We start from the raw sequence: 17,793 nt of genomic DNA on the forward strand, positions 1-17,793 counted from the left end.
TCATGAGCCTGGATCGCTGCTGCCGGACACGAGATCCAGTAGTCGGCGAGCCAGGCGCAGCAGTCGGAACAGCTTGACCAGAGCGGTGTCGCTCAGCCGCTTGGTCGGATCACCCTTGCCGTGCAGAAGCTGCGGCAGGGAATGGGGGAGACGCTCCAACTCCGCGGCAGATCCCTGCCCGCTGAGGGATGCCAGAAGCATCAGGACATCTGACCCGATCCGCGACGCGCCAGATGCGGGTTGGCACTGGAACCCGATGCCGTCGTCGCACGGGACGATCCGATCAGCGAGCGATACCTCGTCCGCAATCTCGCGAGCAAATTGCGCGATGTGAACGCGAAGGTGCTCGGGAAGGTCAAGACTGGGATCGATGTACCAGACATCGGAGATCGGGTAGAGCCCGCCGGCCTGGACGGGAATGGCCTGCAGCACGTTGTGCTCGAAGTCCGGCGGCAACGTATCGCCGAGTTGCCCTGCGACCAGGCGCTGGATCGATTGCAGGCGCTCTGTCGTCGGCGCGGGGGAGACGATGTGCTCCTGTACCAGAACTCCAGCAGCGAGGCCTGCATTGGGAGATTCGTCGTCGGATGATCGAGTGTTGAATGAGGTGGTGGGCGGTACCGGCGTCGGCTCTGGCGATCGGCCCGTAACACCTGCGGCTGCTTGCGCAGCAGACGTTGAGCTCTCTGTGGGCGGACGTCTTTCCTCGGGTGGTGAGGTTCGCGACGGACTTGATGCCCCTGTCTGTCCCTGCGTCGCCGCAGCGTGCTGTTGGGCCGAGATCGGGTCACTGATCAACGCGCGCTGACGGCTCTCGCTCTCATTGAGGTCCAGGCTCAGGGTGTCATAGTCGACGCCCACAAGTTCTGCCATCTGGCCGATCAGTTCATCCTGGACACGCTGGGCGGAGAAGTCGTCCGGCTGCGCATCGAACTGTGCCAACACGTCGAGGAAGAAGTCATCGAAGCCAAATGTCGGTTTGCGCGAGGCCGCGTATCGATCCCAGATGCGCTCGCTGGCTTTGCGCATCACTGCAATGCGTTCCACCTGGTGTCGTCCCAATCCGCCGTAGAGCACGCTTGGGATGGCCGGGAGGAGATAGTGCACAGCATCTTGCATCCTGCTGATATGCGACTGCTGTACGGGGTAGCCATCGGCTGACAGCCGCCTGGCCAGCTCCGACTGGCTCAATGGGTTGCCTGCCTCCAGTTCGTAGAACTCGCGAGCTTTCTCGACACCGAGGGCGCGCTCGATAAAGGTCAGGCCCCCACGCAGCTCGTTCTCGGCCAGATGTCCGGTGAGGGCAACGATCTCTCCGCGCTCCGGCCAGGGCCGGAATAGGCACGAGAGGCGATAGAAGCGTTCTTGCTTGGTTTCGGACCAGAGCTCGCGCAGGATCGCCAACCGGGTATTGCCGCCATTGCGGATGATGTAGTTCTCTTCGCCGGGCCTGCGGGTGATGGCCGGCGGTGCGTCGAGGCCGCGCTCGCGGATCGAGGCCTTGATGTCCTCGTAGGCTGGATTGCGTTTGACGCGCGGATCATGGTCGTAGGGCCGCAATTGGTCCAGTGTCACGACCATGGGCGTGTCGGCAATGGGATCGCTCAGCGTCGTGGCGGATGGGCCGTTGCGCTGGAATCCCGCAGCGAGCAGTTTGCTGGCCATGTCCTGCGGAGTCATGTCAGCCATGGCGATTTCCCTGGGGATCGCCCAACGTGCGGTCACCGGCTTCTCGATCGGCCCGTCGGATCTGCGAACGCGCATTCAGACTTGCACGGTGATCGCTTGCCGTTGAACTGGTGTAGATGGGGGCGCAGCCGACCTTGGTGAACTTCAGGTGGCCTCCCGGTGTGCGTTTGACGTGCCAGCCTTCAGCGACCGCAAATTCGATCAGCGTTTTCAGCCGTTTGTGACCGCGAGCCAGCTCATGCGCGTTCGCCATGGCCGCCCCCTCTGATCTCCGGAGACTTGCCTGTGACCCGTGTGAATCGTTCCTTCCAGGTCGGTAGCAGTTCGCTTGCCAGTGCGCGCATGGTGTCCAACGCGGCGGGAGCGACTCGGCCGGGTGGCTTCCGGAACTCGATCCGGTGCACAGGCAGGCCTCGCGTTGACGCGCGCGGATAGGCCTCGATCGCTGGGACGTTGGTGTCCAGGACGTCCGCACCAACATGTCCCTGGAACATTTCGCGCAAAGCCTGCTGGATCAGCCTGGCGTTTGACGAGACAGTGTGAACGCGGTTGATCAACAGATGCAGTGCCGGCGGCTCGATGCCAAGGTGACGGTATGGCGCGATGTCCTCTATCAGTTGTAAGGTGCCCCGTCGAAGCTCTCGCGCCGCCAGGATCTCCGGTGTGACGGGCGAGAGCGCCATGTGCGAGGCCAGGAGCGCCATCTCCAGCATGACGCTGCGGGCGCCCTGGGTGTCGATCAGCACTAGGTCATACCGAGGGGCCAGCGTCGGCAACAGGTGGCGTAAGCGCAGGCGGCCATCTGGCGCATGCAGCAACAAGGTGTTGAGCTCGCCGCGGTCGTCGTTCGACAGAATCAGGTCCAACCCCTCGACCACTGTGCGCGAGATCAGTTGCTCGGGGCGTTGCTCGTTGAAGGCCAGCAACTCGTAGATGCCCCCCGTGGCCCGGTGCGTCAGCTCGAAGTACGACGACAGGGTTGGCTGGACATCGAGATCGATCAGCAGCACGCGCAACCCAGCGTCGGCGACCAATCCTCCAAGATTGGCCGCGGTGGTGGTCTTGCCGACGCCACCCTTGGTGGAAATGACGGAGATGACCTTCATGGCAATCTCCTCAGGTGTTGTGCGTGAGAGCGGGCGAGTGCGCCCGGTTCTTCAAGCGTTCCCCAATCCACAGATCCACTTCGGCCGAGTCCCAGCCGACGGCGCGCACCCCCAGGCGCAGTGCTTGGGGGAACTGTCCCTTTTTCATCAGAGCGTAGATGTGGGCGCGCTTGAAGCCTGATTTGGCCTCGACTTCGTCAAGCCGCAGGATGCGGCGCTCGCCCGGCTGCAGTACGGGTGTCTGCGACATGTGGGTCACTCCTTAACGCTCAGTGGCGTTCGTTGGCGTGACCTCCATTCAATAGACATGGCTGTCGAAGTACACCGCAAATGCGGTTTCCAAGACCGCACATACAAGCTTGCATCCGTGGAATGTGGAGCCACTCGCGGACGCTGCGTCGGATGGTGTGAGAAAAAAAGAGTTAAAAATAACCTTAAGAATTTCGAAAATGTGTCGTAGTGATGTTGTACTGGCCTCGTCACGTAGCGCCTTTGTCGGCTGCTAATTCGAGGACATTTGGTTGAACGGTATCCAAGTCCATGCTGCGCTAAGACAGAAGGACTGGGACCTCTGCGGCCCGAAGCCTGCCTGCGAGCAGTGTGGAGAGCGTTGCTCCGTATCGGCATTGGGTTGCCGCTGCGCTCAGGCTTTGCGGTCAGTTGCAAACAACCTTGGCTGGGGATAGGCCAAGGCGATCACTTCATGGAGGACGCATGAGTCTTTTTTTTGCGCCAGGCATCGCGTTGATGCAGCGGATCAGGTTTCCCGCCAAATTTGCAGCGTCTGGGCTATTGGGCTTCGCGTTGTTGCTCTACTTCGGGATCAACGAAGCTTGGCTTGCCCATCAGCGCCTTCGTGGCCTAGAAGCGGAACAAGTCGCTGTATCGCTGATGAAGAGCCTGGTCGATTGGAATAAGGTGTTGATCGACAGCCGGCATGTCGTCATCACGGCCAAGGAGGGAGACGAGTCGGTTCGATCACGCTTTGATGCGCAATCAAAGGTTGTGGACAGAAAACTTGAGGAGATTGAAGCGCAGACGCAAGCCGCGCGCCAACAGGTCGACATGACCAAACAGGTCGCAGGGATGCGGCAAGGTTGGCAGGAAGTGAAGAGGACGGTGCAGCAACTGCCCCTAGATGCGAGCTTCTCGCAGAAGGGATTTGCTGCTCACGCCCCCGAATACGGGCGTCTGTATGCAGTCATGCGCGAGCTGGGCGACTCGTCGGGCCTGTCGTTGGAGAAAGACTTTACGATGTTTTATCTGGGCTTTCCCCTCGTGAACAGCACGCCGAGTACAGCCGGGATCGCGGTGCGTATCGCAGCCTATTCGGTACTCAACGTTGGTCGTGGAAGTCTTACGCCAGCTGACAAGGTCTTCTATGAAATCACTGAAGCCAGATTGGCAGATACTTTCGGAAATGTTGAGGCGATGCTGGGTCAGTCGATGCAGTCAAACGCAGTGGTCAAGGACACCATTGGCCCTAGCTTCGCGGAGCTGAAGAGCCAATCGAAGATGTATCTCGCGTACATCAGACAGAACTTCACGTCGGCGGAGACCATTGCGCAATCTACCGAACAGGCGATCAACGCGGCAAAACCCACGATCGATGCCGCCTGGAATCTAGTGGAGAATAATCGCGTGGTGCTCGCAGATCTCTTGGAGCATGAGCGTGATGATGCATTGTGGACCCGGAACCTCCTCATCGCTGCGACGGCTATCGCCATATTCGCGACCATCTACCTCTATATGGCCATGTACTTCGCCATTCGCAACTCGCTCGGTCTGGCACGTGACGCTGCACGCGCGATCGCTCGGGGGGAGTTGGGGCGCGTGCCGAAGCCCATCTCCCGCGATGAGCTCGCGGAGCTGGTTGAAGATATAGCCGTTGCGGACAAAATGCTGTCCGACACTGTCGGTTCGGTGCGGGCTGGCGCGCACGGCGTGGCTTCTGCTAGCGATCAGATTGCCTCCGGAAACTCTGATCTGAGCGCTCGGACCGAGAACCAGGCCAGCGCGCTGGAAGAGACTGCCGCGTCGATGGAGCAATTGGGCTCCACGGTGAGCCAGAACGCTGACAACGCCAAGGCGGCCAATCAGTTGGCAATTCAAGCTTCGACCATTGCAAGCCAGGGCGGCGATGTTGTTGGTCAGGTCGTTGGCTCTATGAGGGAGATCCAAGGGAGCAGCAACAGGATTGCAGAGATTATCGGTGTGATAGATGGCATCGCCTTTCAGACGAACATCCTGGCGTTGAACGCTGCAGTCGAAGCAGCACGCGCGGGGGAGCAAGGACGCGGCTTTGCTGTCGTGGCCTCAGAGGTTCGGAGTCTGGCCCAGCGCAGTGCTACGGCCGCCAAGGAGATCAAGAATCTGATCTCCGAGAGTGTGGATCGAGCGGAACATGGATCTGTCCTGGCCGATCAGGCGGGTGCAACCATGGCAGAGGTCGTATCTGCAGTTCGCCGGGTGACGGACATCATGGGCGAGATCAGTTCGGCGAGCATCGAGCAAAGTGCCGGCGTCCAGCAGGTTGGCGAAGCAGTGACGCAAATGGACCAGGCCACCCAACAGAACGCGGCCCTGGTTGAAGAGATGGCCGCAGCCTCCAGCAGCCTGCGGACGCAGGCCGCTGATCTGGTGCGGGCTGTCGCTGTTTTCCAGATTGGGACTGAGCCCTCTGCGAACTTGCCAAATGCGTCTTCGGCGCAAGGCCGTTGCATGAAAGATGATGTGGCATTCGCTGGTGCACCACGGGCAACGCCTATCCTCACTTCCGTTCCGAATAGGTCGGTGCGATCTGTGCATGCAGTGCTGAGGCGGACCATGCCTGCGAACTCAGCGCACGTGGCGACCGGCCAGCAACCAGGCAAATGGGAGAAGTTCTAAAGTGCTGAATTGGGGACCACGGATGAATCTGTGCACCGCCTGCGCTCGCTCGTAGCCCCCGCTTCATTTGCCCGGGTGTCTGTCGCCGAACCATCCATCCGAGATAGAGTCGCGAAGCCGTCGGCGGGCGAGGGCAAACTTCCCTTGCAGAGTCCTCTCGGCAATGCCCATCGCACCTCCGTGGTGAGCAATGAGGGCAGAAACGATCGCCTCTTGCGTTCGGAAAGTTGAATACGCAGTTCCCGCAGGAGATTGACCAAGCATCAGGTCCAGCATGCCGCCCACTATGTTCAGGTATGTGGCCTCGGCCCGCTCGCTAATCGGGCATTGGTTGCAAGCCGGGATTCTTGATGACTGTTTCAGAAGTCCTTCATTGCGCTCTTGAAGGGATTGAAGCTGACGGCGGCAGTGCTCCAGCTCGGTCTTAAGCGCACGACGCTCGATTAGCATGGCCTGACCGGTTTCCAGGGTGATGACCGGGTGCGCGATACGCTCAGTTCGGCTGAACAAAAATGCAGGACGGTGTTCCGGATAGTGTGTTCGCATCCAGCGCTTGAGGTCGATGTGGCGGATGGTCAGCTCTGCTGAGTCGAACAGCGATTCGTCATTTTGAGTAATGCCGTCGCGGCCGTAGCGAAGGTCGCCGTTGAAGATGGCGTCATAGATCCGATCGTTGCACAGCCGTAGCTCCTCCCAGCGCGGGCAGTCGAGGGTGACAGGCAAGCGTCGCAGCGATGAAATCCCAGACAAGATCGCGTGCTTGTGCCTGAGAAGACCTGCCCACCTTATTGCTGCTTCGATGGGACGGTAGAACACCTTTGACCTAGGCGGGTCCTTATGCATGCATTCAGCTCCTTTTGGGGCGTGCTACATCACTGACTCCTATGCTGCCGGCCTAGTGCCGGCCCGTTGATGTTGCTGTGTTAATAAACGAAGGCCGCCCTCGATGACCTGGGGTCAACTTCTCGTCGCGCTGGACAAATGGCAATCGAATGCTCGGTGTGAAAATATGAAAATCGATGCCTGCGACCCACTACATACCGCTACGGGTGTTGCACCTTCGCACATGTCAGCGTTATGGCAACCGACTGCTTCAGCAAGACCTATTTGGTATCGCCTGTTCGATTCACGGTCTGATAAGTCTGATTTTGGGTATCCAGAGCGTTGTGTGATGCGCGCCGCGTTTGGGTGAGACGCTGGACGCATGCTGATAGACCGAATTTGATTGAGCTATTCCGCTATTCCGGCTTGGAACCATGTGCTTGGACCGTTCGACGCGCCGTGTAGCGTGCGCCAGCGATCGAAATGCCGCACGCCAAAATTCCACGGAGCACGTCTTGGAGCTCCGGCAAGAGGGAACGCGAGCATACGGGAGGCTTCGGCTTGCTGGGGAGCGATGCATTGAGGAGGTTCTTCTGAACGGAGCAGTACATCGATTTGGCAAGGGTGTCTCGACGCAGAAGCTGAAGTCAGTCGTGGTGACAGCCGATGACTACCGGGAAGTCGACGCTGGGATGACGAAGAGCTCCAAGTTCGAACACGATGCCGCGTCGGCCGTAGGGCGACTTCCTATCCCGGATCCGGAAGAACTGGATCAGGACATCGCGAAGCTTTCAGCTTGGCGTGAGACTGTCAACAAGCGGCTGGGCGAAACAGCCAAGGCGAGGGCCTGACGGTCGTGAGTTTGAGCCATCTTTGTCCACCTCAGTGTTCGGGCGACGGACCAGCTTTCATGTGCGCCCGCTTGCCACCTTGGTGGCAGTCACTAGACGTCGATAGAAGTTTTTGGACTGACTTCGTTGACGGTGTGTGAAAACAAGGCTAGAATCGTGGCTTCACTGATTCATGCAGTGGAAACAAAGCGTTGGAAATCAAAGACTTAGTGCTCTAGTGCTTGTCTCGTTTCCCGCTCCAAATTCAAAAAGGGAAGCTCTGCTTCCCTTTTTTGTCAGAGGTTCAGATCGGTGTTTTGTGCTCCCGATACTGATGGCGCGATAGCAAAGCGGTTATGCCCCGGATTGCAAATCCGGTTAGTCCGGTTCGACTCCGGATCGCGCCTCCACCTTCTCACGGTTCAAACCGTTCTCAGCCTGCGTCATGCGGGCTTTTTTTCGTCTGTGCCCTTCATGCAATCGGGACTGACGGCGTTGCGCGGCGCGGTCTACAAGGCTGTCGATTGCGCAGGTTTCGCGGCTGCGCTGCGTCTCGACTTCTCCCCAGCAACTGTGCCCAAGCTTGTGGACAAGTACAGGGACAAATGCGGCGTGCCGCAGCCCGCCTGGCTTTGCACGGCATGCTCATCAAATGGGCAGCCGCTGGCGTGATGTTGCGCCGCGTTGCGCCGTGGTCAACGGGCGATTCTGGTTTTGCGTTGCAGTCGTAGTGTGATCTCCTGCGCCGCATCCAGCAGGGACGGCAGCAATTGCTCTTGCACCGCCTTTGCGTTGGTGCGATTGGCCTGGCCGCTGAGGTTGATGGCCGCACTTGCGCGACCGTCTGCGCCGTGTATCGGTGCAGCCACCGAAATCAAGCCCTCCTCGAGTTCCTGGTCGACCACGCTCCATCCCTGGCGCCTCACTTGTTGTATTCGCTTGAGGAGTGCCTCGGGGTCGGTCACTGTGTGTCGTGTCCATGCGGTTCTTGGCGTGGCATGCAAGCGTTGCACGATCTCTGCGTCGTCCAGCTGCGCGAGAAGAACGCGCCCGAGTGATGTGCAGAAAGCGGGCAGGCGCGACCCGATGCCGAGCGAAATCTTCATGATCTTGTGTGTCGGGACGCGCATCACGTAGACGATGTCGGTGCCATCCAGGACGGCGATCGAACTCGACTCGTTCACGCGATCGACCAGGCCTTTGACCACAGGCTCCGCGAGGTCCCAGATCGGCATCGAGGACAGATAGGCAAAGCCCAGGTCGAGGATGCGTGGCGTCAGGCGGAACCACTTGCCGTCCGACTCGACATATCCCAGCGTTTGCAGCGTGAGCAGGATGCGGCGCGCACCGGCCCGCGTGAGGGCGGCGCGTTCGGCCACTTCGCTCAAGGTCTGTTCAGGAGCCTGCGCGTTAAAGCAGCGCACAACCTGAAGTCCGCGTGCGAACGACTGAACGTATGTGTCGCCGGGGCGGGGCGATGGGGGAAGGGATGGCATGGCTTTATCGGGGGAAGTTTTCTATAATTCTTATTATGAACAAATGTTCGATATACGAACAGTGCTGCACTCAAAGGAATTGACATGATCAACAAGCTGGCCGCTTCGGTGGAGGCGGCGCTGGCTGGAACACAGGAAGGCGCCACGGTGCTCATCGGTGGATTTGGCACATCGGGCATCCCGGGCGAACTCATCGATGGCCTGATTGCCCAGGGCGCGCGCGACCTGACCGTGGTGAACAACAATGCTGGCAACGGCGACACCGGACTCGCTGCATTGCTGAAGGCAGGGCGTGTGCGCAAGGTCATCTGCAGCTTTCCGCGTCAAGCGGACAGCCATGTGTTCGACGATTTGTACCGCCGCGGCGCACTTGAACTTGAGTTGGTGCCGCAGGGCAACCTGGCCGAGCGGCTGCGCGCAGCTGGCGCAGGCATCGGTGGCTTCTTTACGCCCACCGGCTACGGCACCGAACTCGCGCAGGGCAAGGAAACCCGCGTGATCGATGGCAAAGGGTATGTGTTCGAGACACCGATCCGTGGCGATCTGGCCTTGATCAAGGCCGAGCGTGGCGACCGCTGGGGCAACCTCACTTACCGCATGGCCGCGCGCAACTTCGGCCCGGTGATGGCGATGGCGGCGAAAAAAACGGTGGCCACGGTGCACGAGATCGTGGAACTCGGGGACATGGATCCGGAGTCCGTGGTGACCCCCGGCATTCACGTCACCCAGGTTGTGCGCATTGCCCGCACCGCGACACGCGCTGGTGGTTTCAAGACCGCACTCTGAACGAGGAACACTCCATGAACTACACAAGACGCACGAAGGTCGAGCTGGCGCAGCGCGTGGCCCGCGACATTCACGACGGTGCATACGTCAACCTCGGTATCGGCATGCCCACCCTCGTGGCCAACCACCTGCCTGCCGGCGTGGAAGTGGTGTTGCACAGTGAGAACGGCATCCTGGGGATGGGGCCGGCGCCTGCCGAGGGCGAGGAAGACTACGACCTCATCAATGCCGGCAAGCAGCCGGTGACGCTGCTGCCGGGGGCCAGCTTTTTCCACCATGCCGACAGCTTCGGCATGATGCGCGGCGGCCACATCGACATTTGCGTGCTCGGCGCCTTCCAGGTCTCCGCAACGGGTGATCTCGCCAACTGGAGCACGGGCGAACCAGGTGCGATTCCCGCTGTCGGGGGCGCGATGGACCTGGCGGTGGGCGCGCGCCAGACCTGGGTGATGATGGACCTGCTGACCAAGCAGGGCCAAAGCAAACTGGTGCAGCAATGCACGTATCCCCTGACCGGACTCGGTTGCGTCAAGCGCGTGTACTCCGATCTGGCCACGCTGGGGTGCTCTCCGAACGGCCTGCGCTTCATCGACGCGGTGGAGGGCCTGGACCGCGCCGAGCTGGAACGGCTGATCGGCCTGCCCCTGGTGGACTGAGCCCGCTTTTTGAACCCTTCAATCCATCGGAGACACCATGTCCCAAGCCTTCATCTGTGACGCCATTCGAACGCCCTTTGGCCGCTACGGAGGCGCGCTCAGCAGCGTGCGCACCGACAACCTGGGCGCCGTGCCGCTGCAGGCTTTGATGGCGCGCAACCCGGGTGTGGATTGGGCTGCGATCACCGACGTCATTTACGGCTGTGCCAACCAGGCCGGTGAAGACAACCGCAACGTGGCGCGCATGGCGGCCTTGCTCGCAGGCCTGCCGATGGATGTGCCTGGCGCGACCATCAACCGCTTGTGCGGCTCGGGCCTTGACGCGTTGGGCACGGCGGCGCGTGCCATCAAGTCTGGCGAGGCCACGCTCATGATTGCTGGCGGGGTCGAGAGCATGAGCCGCGCGCCTTTCGTGATGCCCAAGGCCGAGAGCGCTTTCAGCCGCAACAACGCGGTCTACGACACCACGATCGGTTGGCGCTTCGTCAACCCCTTGATGAAGGCGCAGTACGGCGTGGACGCGATGCCCGAGACAGCGGAAAACGTGGCCACCGACTACGGGATCGAACGCGAGGCGCAGGACCGCATGGCCTTGTCCAGCCAGCTCAAGGCGGTTGCCGCGCAGAAGGCAGGGCACCTGGCGGCCGAGATCACGCCGGTGAGCATTCCGCAAAAGAAGGGCGATGCGATCGTGGTGGACGCAGACGAACACCCTCGCGAGACCAGCCTGGCGTCGCTTGCCAAGCTCAAAGGCGTGGTGCGCCCCGATGGCACGGTGACTGCAGGCAACGCCAGCGGCGTGAACGACGGCGCCTGTGCGCTCCTGCTGGCCGACGAAACCACGGCGGCGAAGAACGGCCTCACGCCCAAGGCACGCGTGGTCGGCATGGCCACCGCGGGCCTGGCACCACGCATCATGGGCATGGGGCCGGCACCCGCAACGCGCAAGGTGCTCGAACTCACCGGCTTGTCGCTGGCGCAAATGGACGTGATCGAGCTCAACGAAGCCTTTGCCGCACAGGGCCTGGCCGTGCTGCGCGACCTGGGCCTGCAGGACGATGACGAGCGTGTGAACCGTTGGGGTGGCGCCATTGCCCTGGGCCACCCGTTGGGTGCGAGTGGTGCGCGCCTGGCCACCACCGCCACCAGCCAGCTGCACCGTTTGGGCGGTCGCTATGCGCTGTGCACCATGTGCATCGGTGTGGGGCAGGGCATCGCAGTGGTGCTGGAAAAGGTTTGATCGGGCGAGGCGGCAGACCGTGGCCTCATTTGCGCCCATCCGCTCGGTCGAGCGTGCCCTGGAGGTGCTGCTGGCGCTGAACCGAAGCCCCGTCAGCTCGCTGGACACGCTGCACCAGCAAACCGGCATCCCCAAGCCCACGCTGGTGCGCCTGCTGGAGACGCTTCAGCACAAGGGGCTGGTGGTGCGCGCGCCGCAATACGGTGCCTACACCCTGGCATCGGGCGTGAAGCAGCTGTCGGCGGGGTACCACGGTGAGCCGCGCATTGTCGAGGCCGCGGCTGCCCCAGCCAATGCGCTGACGCGCAAGATCAAGTGGCCACTGGCGGTGGCGGTGCCCGACTACGACGCGGTGGTGGTGCGCTACAGCACCATCCCGGACTCTCCGCTGTCCCTGCTGCATTCCACCATCAACATGCGCTTGTCGCTGGTGGGACGCGCCTTGGGGCGTGCGTATCTGGCTTTCTGCGGGCGCGAGGAACGGCGCGCGCTGCTCGACATCCTGCGCCTGTCCTCCAACGAAGAAGACGCGATGGCGCAAGACCGGCCGGCCTTGTTGACCGCGTTGCGCAAGATCCGGCAGCAAGGTTATGCCCTGCGCGCGCCGGGTATTCGCCCAGTGTCGGGCACGCTGGCGGTGCCGGTGATGGAGGGCCAGCGCGTGGTGGCCACCATCGGCATGACCTGGATCGCCTCGGCCGTGAGCAACGAGCAGGCGGTGGAGCGTTACCTTGAACCGTTGCAAGGCCTGTCGCGGCTCATCAGCACGCGCCTGGCCAACCTTTAATTTTTCGCGAGGACCTTCATGGAACGAACCCCAACGGTGCCAGCGCGCCGTATCGGCATCATCGGCGCGGGCGCCATCGGCGGCCACGTGGCCGCGCGCCTGGCGGCGGCAGGGCACGAGGTGACACTGCTGGCGCGTGGCGCGACCCTGGCCGCCTTGCGCGAGCACGGCTTGCGCTACAGCACCGGCGGCGCGCCGGCCCAGGCCTATGCGGTGCGCGCGGAATCGTCGCCCGAGGCGATGGGCGAACAAGACCTGCTGATCCTCTCGCTCAAGTCGCAGGTTTTTCCGACCGTGGTGCCCACGCTGGGCCCCTTGCTTGCCTCCAGCGTGCCGGTGCTGACGATGAACAACGGATTGCCCTGGTGGTATTTCCTGGTGCCCGGTCAACCGCTCGAGGGCCAGCGCTTGACGCGCGTGGACCCGCAAGGCGAGACCGAACGGGCAGTGGATGTATCGCGCGTGCTGGGCGGCACGATCATGGCTTCGTGCCATTGCCCTGAGCCCGGCGTGGTGGTGCACAGCGCTGGCGCGCGCCTGGCACTTGGTGAGCCGGCCGGCGGGGTGAGCGAACGCGCGACCCTGTGGGCCGACGTGTTGGCACACGCGGGTCTCGGCGCGGTGGCCAGTGCGAGCATCCGCACCGACATCTGGCACAAGCTGCTGGGCAACATCTGCGCCAACCCGCTGAGCCTGCTGACGGGCATGACCACCGATCGCATGCTGGACGACGAGGGCGTGCGCGCGCTGTTCGCGGCCATGATGGACGAATGCATCGCCCTGGGCCGCCGCCTGGGTCTCACGCTGGACACCACCGCCGAGCAGCGCATGGCGCAAACGAGGCAGCTGGGCGCGATCCGCAGCTCGATGCTGCAGGACCTGGATGCGGGTCGCAGTGTGGAACTGGACGCGATCCTGGGCGCACCGATCGAGTGTGCGCAGGCCTTGGGGCAGCCCGTGCCGCGGCTGCAGGATGTGTACGCGCTGGCCCGACTGCGGGCCCGCGCGGCCGGCCTCTATCCCTGAGCCGCGGCGCCCGTTTCAGGATTTCCCGAGCAACGCCGCCCAGCGCGCCTGCTCGTGTCTGACATAGGCGATGTACTCTGCGCCGGTTCGCAGGTCGGGCGTTCCGCCTTGGGCAAGAAAACCCTCTGCGATGGCCGGTGAGCACAGTGCCGCGTGAATCTGCGCCTGCAGCGCCATCTGCCTGCTGGCAGGAAACGATGCCGGCGCCACCACGCAGTAGCCGCCATCCGCAACGACGTCGGGCAGGTCGCACTCGGCCGCCGTGGGCACATCGGGAAGGCCGTGGGCGCGGTGGTGACCGGCGATCATCAAGGGCTGTACCGCGTGGTTGCGGATGGCGTCCATGACGCTGCCGCCCATCTCGGCGAACAACACGTCGAGCCGGCCGCGCACCAGGTCGACCATCGCCGGCACCAGTCCGTCGTAGTGGCGCGAGAGCATGCGCGTGCCGGTGCGTTTCTGGAACAGCTCGGGCAGAACCGCGAGTGGCCCACGCGCGATGGCTGCGGTGGCGAAACCGTCCGGGCGCAGGCGGGCCTGGGCGATGAGTTCGGCCAGCGTGTTGGCCGCCACATGTTTGCCCACCAGCAGCACGTTGGGAATCCGGACCATGCCGCTCAGGCACGTGATGTCGCTGAATACGTCGAACAGTCCGTCGTCCTGATTGAGCAAGCGGTCGAACACCGTGGCGCCGGTGCCGGCCAGGCCGATGGTGCAGCCATCGGCCACCGAACGTGTGACCCGGTGCACACCGAGCACGCCGCCGAGGCCGACCACGTTTTCGACGTCCACTGGTTGCCCCATCACCTTGGCCAGCTCCACGGCGAAGCTGCGGCCGAATCGGTCGGCCGGCCCACTGGACTGGAACGGCACCACCACCGTCATGCGCTGGCTCGGTGGCGTGTCCGTTGCGCCGGACGGGTTGACCAGCGCGCCCACCGCCCGTTCGACGACGGGAGACAGAGCCGTGTTGCGGCGCGTCACCAGTGAGATCGTGCGCTCGAAGCCGGGCGTGAGCGGGATCGCCTTCACGCCGGGCCCGTCCGCGCGCGCCAGCGTGGCGTGACCGCTGCCGGGCAACACGGCCACGCCGACCTGCTCGCACGCCAGCGCAATGGCCATCGCGGGCTGCGTCACTTCCTGCGCGTCTGCCGTCACGACATCGTGCGAGTGCAGAAAGCGGTCCAGCTGGAACCGGCCTCCGGCCGAGGCGTCGAGAAGGACCAGCTTCTCGTAGCGCAACGATGCGGCACTCACATGCTGCCGGCGCGCGAACGGGTGCTGCAGGCTGCAGTACACGTGGTAGGGCTCGGTCAGCAGCGCTGTGCCATGGAGTTCACTGGGCAGGCTGTCACCCACCACGAGACCGACTTCCGCCGTGCCGCGCGTGACGCCCTCCAGCACATCGGCATGCGGCTGTTCGCGCAGCTGCAGCCGGATATCGGGCCAGGCTCGGTGCAAGGCGCTGATGCGGCCGGGCAGGAAGTCGCCGCCGACCGACTGGCTGCACGCCAGCCGCACCACACCGCGTGTGGCCGAGGCTTCTGTTCGGGCTTGCGACAGCACACGGTCCAGGTGGTCCAGCGCCTCTCGCAGCGGCCCCACCAGCCGTCGACCTGCGTCGCTCAGCACCACCTGCCGCGTCGTCCGGTCCACCAACGGAATCTCCAGCGCTTCCTCAAGGGTGCGCAGCGACTGGCTGACGGCCGACTGTGTCAGGCCGATGGCGTTGGCCGTGGCGCTGAAGCTGCCGGTGTCACCCACCGAGAGCAGTACACGAAGCTGGCGCAGAGAGACGTATTGAGAAACGGTGTACATGAAGTTCTTCTAATAAGTCGCCAAACAAAAGTTGATTCGCAGACCGACGCATTGTGTGTCCAATGCGGTCGATTCCCTGCCCGGTGCTGCAGCCCCTGCCTGCTCCCGCTCCGACGCCCCATTCACCGACGATTGCCGAGCTCCAAGCCGATCCACCCATGGCGACTCCTACCCAGATCGATATCGATGGCCAGACACTGTGCGCGCGCCAGGTTGTGCAGATCGCCCGGCATGGCGCCAAGGTTGCGCTGACGGCTGCCGCGCAGGCACGCCTGGAAGCGTCTCGCGCCGTGGTCGACCGTATCGTTGCCCGTGGCGAGCTGGTCTACGGTGTCACCAGCAGTGTTGCCACCAAGACCGGCACGCTGCTCGATCCGGCACGCTATGGCGAATTCAATCGCCGTTTGCTGGAGACCCACGACATGGGCATGGGGCCGCTGGCGTCTCGCGAGATGGTGCGCGCCATGCTGGTCGTCATGCTCAACAACATGGCGTCGGGCCGCCTGGGCGTGCGGCCCGTGCTGGCCCACCTGCTGGTTGAGGCGCTCAACACGCAGCGTGAGTTCAAGGTCCATCTCTGGGGCTCGACCGGCGAAAGCGACATGTCGGCCGTGGCCAACATCGCGCTGGACCTGTATGCGAGCACCGAACTGGCTGCAGGGGAAACCATTGCGCTGATCAACTCCAGCCCCGTGTCCATTGGCCTGGCCGCCCTGGCCATGTACGACCTCGGGAACATCCTGGCGTCGTGGCCGCGGGTCGCCGCACTCAGCATGGAGGGCTACGGCGCCAATCCGTCCATCGTGTCCGATGTCGCCGTGCGCTCACGGCCGTTCAAAGGTCTGCGGCAGGCGGCCGAAGCAATCGCCGCGCAGCTGCATGGCAGCCACCTGATGAGCGCCGGCGGCCCTCGGCACCTGCAGGACCCGCTGTCCTTCCGGTCGCTGCCGCTCACGCTGGGCAATGCCTTCGACAGCTACGACTTCGCCGCAGGTCGATTTGCGATCGAACTCAACGCGAGCCAGAACAACCCGGTGGTGTCCATCGAAGAGCAGCGTCTGGTCTCCGTGGCCAACTTCGACATGCTGGCGCTGTCGATGTCGCTCGACACCTTGCGGCTCGGCATCGCGCCGCTCGTCACCAGTTCGACCGAGCGTGTTGCCAAGCTCGTCGACTCTTTCTGGTCCGGGCTTGACTCGGGCCTTCTGGCACAGGATGAGATTGGCTTGCCCGGTTTCAACGGCCTGGCCCAGGTGCACAAGGGCATCACGGCGGAAGCGCGTCTGCTCGCCGCGCCGGTGGTGACCGAACTGCCCAGCTCCAGCCACTCGAACGGCAATCTCGACCGCGTGAGCATGGCCAGCCTGGCCGCACGCCGTGCGGTCGAGCTGGCGCAGCTGTGCAAGCCCATTCTGGCGGTCGAGCTCGTGGTGGCCGCGCAGGCGGTGGACCTGCGACGGCCGCCCCGCATGGGCGAGGGCGCTCAGCAGCTGCACCGCTTTGTGCGAGACCTCGTGCCCCACGCGGGCGGCGTGCAGCGCGCGCCGCACCCCGCTCCGGTGCTGGAGGCGCTGGAGACGCTGGACTGGCAACTTGACCGCATCTGATGCTTCGCGCCTTCCCATTTCCCCCACCACCACAACAGGAGACAAACGATGATGCAACGACGACATTTCAACACCCGACTCGCAGCGCTGGCCGCCGCCGGCATGGCCAGCCTGCCGGCCATGGCGCAGGACGGCGCATTGATGCGCATCGTCGTCGGCTTCTCGCCAGGCGGCTCGGTGGATGCCGTGGCGCGGCTGCTGGCCGAACGGCTCAAGGAGCCGCTGGGCATGAACGTGATCGTGGAAAACAAGCCGGGTGCCACCGGCCGCGTGGCGCTCGGTGAGGTGCAACGCGCTCGCCCCGACGGTCGCACGCTGGTGCTGGCAGCCGGTGGTGCGATGGTGATTTTTCCCTGGCTCTACCCCACCAACCTGGGATACGACCCGGTGAAGGACTTCACGCCGATCTCGCGCGTGACCTCGCTCGGCTTCGTGATCTCGGTGGGTCCGGCGGTGCCGGTGACCGACCTCAAGGGACTGATCGCCTGGGCCAGGGCCAACCCCGGCAAGGCGATGTACGCCACGTCGGGCGCGGGCTCGGTGCCGCATTTCTCGGGCCTGCTGCTGGCGCAGACGCTGGGTCTGGAGCTCACCCATGTGGCCTACAAAGGTGGCCCGCAGGCCGAGCAGGAACTGATCGGCGGCCACGTTCCGATGATGATTGACAGCCCGACCAGCACCACCATCGATCTGCACCGCAGCGGCAAACTGCGCATCCTGGCGGTGACCGGCAAGACGCGCCTGCCGGCGCTGCCCGACGTGCCGACGCTGCAGGAGGCGGGCGTGAATCTGGCAATCGACAACTTCTTCGGCCTTTACGGTCCGGCGGGCATGCCGGCCGATGTGACCAACCGCATCGACCGTGCGGTGGCGCAGGTGCTGGCGTTGCCGGAGGTGCGCGAAAAGATCCAGGCCGCTGGTTTGATGACGGACCACGGCGGACCACAAGAACTGGCCAGCGTGCAGGCCAGCCAGCTCAAGCGCTGGGAAGCGCCGATCAAGGTCTCTGGCTTCAAGGTCGAGTAGGCCTTCTCGGCCTCG

The 17,793-nt window shown here is 63.3% G+C and carries 16 protein-coding genes and 1 tRNA gene; 10 read left to right on the top strand and 7 right to left on the bottom strand.

Annotated elements, in window-relative coordinates; translation table 11 throughout:
• From HPA01S_RS05120 to HPA01S_RS05130, 4 genes are read right to left on the bottom strand one after another with little or no spacing between them, the layout of a single operon-like run.
• On the bottom strand, positions 1-1,689 hold the full coding sequence (locus HPA01S_RS05120) for a ParB family protein (RefSeq protein WP_066267665.1): 1,689 nt from the start codon (positions 1,687-1,689) through the stop codon (positions 1-3).
• Complete coding sequence (locus HPA01S_RS22605; RefSeq protein WP_084360477.1) at positions 1,682-1,942, bottom strand: hypothetical protein; 261 nt, start codon at positions 1,940-1,942, stop codon at positions 1,682-1,684. Before HPA01S_RS22605 ends, HPA01S_RS05120 begins: the two co-directional genes overlap by 8 nt.
• Positions 1,926-2,795: a ParA family protein gene (locus HPA01S_RS05125; protein ID WP_066267488.1), complete on the bottom strand. Its 870-nt coding sequence runs from the start codon at positions 2,793-2,795 to the stop codon at positions 1,926-1,928. Before HPA01S_RS05125 ends, HPA01S_RS22605 begins: the two co-directional genes overlap by 17 nt.
• 10 nt (positions 2,796-2,805) lie before the next feature.
• Entirely contained in the window at positions 2,806-3,045 is a 240-nt protein-coding gene (locus tag HPA01S_RS05130; protein WP_066267491.1) for an AlpA family transcriptional regulator, read from the bottom strand.
• A gap of 464 nt (positions 3,046-3,509) precedes the next feature.
• Between HPA01S_RS05130 and HPA01S_RS05135 the strand changes: the two genes are divergently transcribed.
• The gene (locus HPA01S_RS05135) at positions 3,510-5,684 is read left to right on the top strand and encodes a methyl-accepting chemotaxis protein (RefSeq protein WP_066267492.1); all 2,175 of its coding nucleotides are present in this window, start codon (positions 3,510-3,512) and stop codon (positions 5,682-5,684) included.
• A 63-nt stretch (positions 5,685-5,747) separates the two neighbouring features.
• Here the strand turns inward: HPA01S_RS05135 and HPA01S_RS05140 are convergent, their stop codons facing one another.
• Entirely contained in the window at positions 5,748-6,527 is a 780-nt protein-coding gene (locus HPA01S_RS05140; protein ID WP_066267493.1) for a hypothetical protein, read from the bottom strand.
• Positions 6,528-7,021: 494 nt separating this feature from the next.
• Between HPA01S_RS05140 and HPA01S_RS22610 the strand changes: the two genes are divergently transcribed.
• Together HPA01S_RS22610 and HPA01S_RS05150 are read left to right on the top strand one after the other, a co-directional pair.
• Complete coding sequence (locus HPA01S_RS22610) at positions 7,022-7,357, top strand: hypothetical protein (RefSeq protein WP_245638574.1); 336 nt, start codon at positions 7,022-7,024, stop codon at positions 7,355-7,357.
• Positions 7,358-7,672: 315 nt separating this feature from the next.
• Positions 7,673-7,746, top strand: a tRNA-Cys gene (locus HPA01S_RS05150).
• Between the two features lie 285 nt (positions 7,747-8,031).
• Here HPA01S_RS05150 and HPA01S_RS05155 read toward each other — a convergent pair.
• The gene (locus HPA01S_RS05155) at positions 8,032-8,832 is read right to left on the bottom strand and encodes an IclR family transcriptional regulator domain-containing protein (RefSeq protein WP_066267500.1); all 801 of its coding nucleotides are present in this window, start codon (positions 8,830-8,832) and stop codon (positions 8,032-8,034) included.
• Between the two features lie 84 nt (positions 8,833-8,916).
• On the opposite strand from HPA01S_RS05155, the gene HPA01S_RS05160 reads away from it, so the two are divergent.
• The 5 genes from HPA01S_RS05160 to HPA01S_RS05180 are packed head-to-tail and all read left to right on the top strand — an operon-like array spanning position 8,917 to position 13,327.
• Complete coding sequence (locus HPA01S_RS05160; protein WP_066267502.1) at positions 8,917-9,618, top strand: 3-oxoacid CoA-transferase subunit A; 702 nt, start codon at positions 8,917-8,919, stop codon at positions 9,616-9,618.
• Positions 9,619-9,632: 14 nt separating this feature from the next.
• The gene (locus HPA01S_RS05165; protein ID WP_066267504.1) at positions 9,633-10,274 is read left to right on the top strand and encodes a 3-oxoacid CoA-transferase subunit B; all 642 of its coding nucleotides are present in this window, start codon (positions 9,633-9,635) and stop codon (positions 10,272-10,274) included.
• 37 nt (positions 10,275-10,311) lie between these two features.
• Positions 10,312-11,514 carry a 3-oxoadipyl-CoA thiolase gene (gene pcaF / locus HPA01S_RS05170; RefSeq protein ID WP_066267506.1) on the top strand — a complete coding sequence of 401 codons (1,203 nt, stop codon included), beginning with the start codon at positions 10,312-10,314 and terminating at the stop codon, positions 11,512-11,514.
• Between the two features lie 19 nt (positions 11,515-11,533).
• Complete coding sequence (locus HPA01S_RS05175; protein WP_066267507.1) at positions 11,534-12,301, top strand: DNA-binding transcriptional regulator; 768 nt, start codon at positions 11,534-11,536, stop codon at positions 12,299-12,301.
• A gap of 18 nt (positions 12,302-12,319) precedes the next feature.
• Positions 12,320-13,327 carry a ketopantoate reductase family protein gene (locus HPA01S_RS05180; RefSeq protein ID WP_084360478.1) on the top strand — a complete coding sequence of 336 codons (1,008 nt, stop codon included), beginning with the start codon at positions 12,320-12,322 and terminating at the stop codon, positions 13,325-13,327.
• Positions 13,328-13,342: 15 nt separating this feature from the next.
• Here the strand turns inward: HPA01S_RS05180 and HPA01S_RS05185 are convergent, their stop codons facing one another.
• On the bottom strand, positions 13,343-15,145 hold the full coding sequence (locus HPA01S_RS05185) for a tripartite tricarboxylate transporter substrate-binding protein (protein WP_084360479.1): 1,803 nt from the start codon (positions 15,143-15,145) through the stop codon (positions 13,343-13,345).
• Between the two features lie 158 nt (positions 15,146-15,303).
• Here HPA01S_RS05185 and HPA01S_RS05190 point away from each other — a divergent pair, with 158 nt between their 5' ends.
• Both HPA01S_RS05190 and HPA01S_RS05195 read left to right on the top strand, forming a co-directional pair.
• Complete coding sequence (locus HPA01S_RS05190; RefSeq protein ID WP_066267512.1) at positions 15,304-16,752, top strand: aromatic amino acid ammonia-lyase; 1,449 nt, start codon at positions 15,304-15,306, stop codon at positions 16,750-16,752.
• Positions 16,753-16,800: 48 nt separating this feature from the next.
• Complete coding sequence (locus tag HPA01S_RS05195; protein WP_245638575.1) at positions 16,801-17,778, top strand: Bug family tripartite tricarboxylate transporter substrate binding protein; 978 nt, start codon at positions 16,801-16,803, stop codon at positions 17,776-17,778.
• Positions 17,779-17,793 lie beyond the last annotated feature (15 nt).

The organism is Hydrogenophaga palleronii NBRC 102513 (assembly GCF_001571225.1).
Classification (GTDB): domain Bacteria; phylum Pseudomonadota; class Gammaproteobacteria; order Burkholderiales; family Burkholderiaceae_C; genus Hydrogenophaga; species Hydrogenophaga palleronii.

Excerpts from the sequence above, each read along its gene's own strand:
- HPA01S_RS05120 (WP_066267665.1), bottom strand. The coding sequence starts at position 1,689 with ATGGCTGACATGACTCCGCAGGACATGGCCAGCAAACTGCTCGCTGCG.
- HPA01S_RS22605 (WP_084360477.1), bottom strand. The coding sequence starts at position 1,942 with ATGGCGAACGCGCATGAGCTGGCTCGCGGTCACAAACGGCTGAAAACG.
- HPA01S_RS05125 (WP_066267488.1), bottom strand. The coding sequence starts at position 2,795 with ATGAAGGTCATCTCCGTCATTTCCACCAAGGGTGGCGTCGGCAAGACC.
- HPA01S_RS05130 (WP_066267491.1), bottom strand. The coding sequence starts at position 3,045 with ATGTCGCAGACACCCGTACTGCAGCCGGGCGAGCGCCGCATCCTGCGG.
- HPA01S_RS05135 (WP_066267492.1), top strand. The coding sequence starts at position 3,510 with ATGAGTCTTTTTTTTGCGCCAGGCATCGCGTTGATGCAGCGGATCAGG.
- HPA01S_RS05140 (WP_066267493.1), bottom strand. The coding sequence starts at position 6,527 with ATGCATAAGGACCCGCCTAGGTCAAAGGTGTTCTACCGTCCCATCGAA.
- HPA01S_RS05155 (WP_066267500.1), bottom strand. The coding sequence starts at position 8,832 with ATGCCATCCCTTCCCCCATCGCCCCGCCCCGGCGACACATACGTTCAG.
- HPA01S_RS05160 (WP_066267502.1), top strand. The coding sequence starts at position 8,917 with ATGATCAACAAGCTGGCCGCTTCGGTGGAGGCGGCGCTGGCTGGAACA.
- HPA01S_RS05165 (WP_066267504.1), top strand. The coding sequence starts at position 9,633 with ATGAACTACACAAGACGCACGAAGGTCGAGCTGGCGCAGCGCGTGGCC.
- pcaF (WP_066267506.1), top strand. The coding sequence starts at position 10,312 with ATGTCCCAAGCCTTCATCTGTGACGCCATTCGAACGCCCTTTGGCCGC.
- HPA01S_RS05180 (WP_084360478.1), top strand. The coding sequence starts at position 12,320 with ATGGAACGAACCCCAACGGTGCCAGCGCGCCGTATCGGCATCATCGGC.
- HPA01S_RS05185 (WP_084360479.1), bottom strand. The coding sequence starts at position 15,145 with ATGTACACCGTTTCTCAATACGTCTCTCTGCGCCAGCTTCGTGTACTG.
- HPA01S_RS05190 (WP_066267512.1), top strand. The coding sequence starts at position 15,304 with ATGGCGACTCCTACCCAGATCGATATCGATGGCCAGACACTGTGCGCG.
- HPA01S_RS05195 (WP_245638575.1), top strand. The coding sequence starts at position 16,801 with ATGATGCAACGACGACATTTCAACACCCGACTCGCAGCGCTGGCCGCC.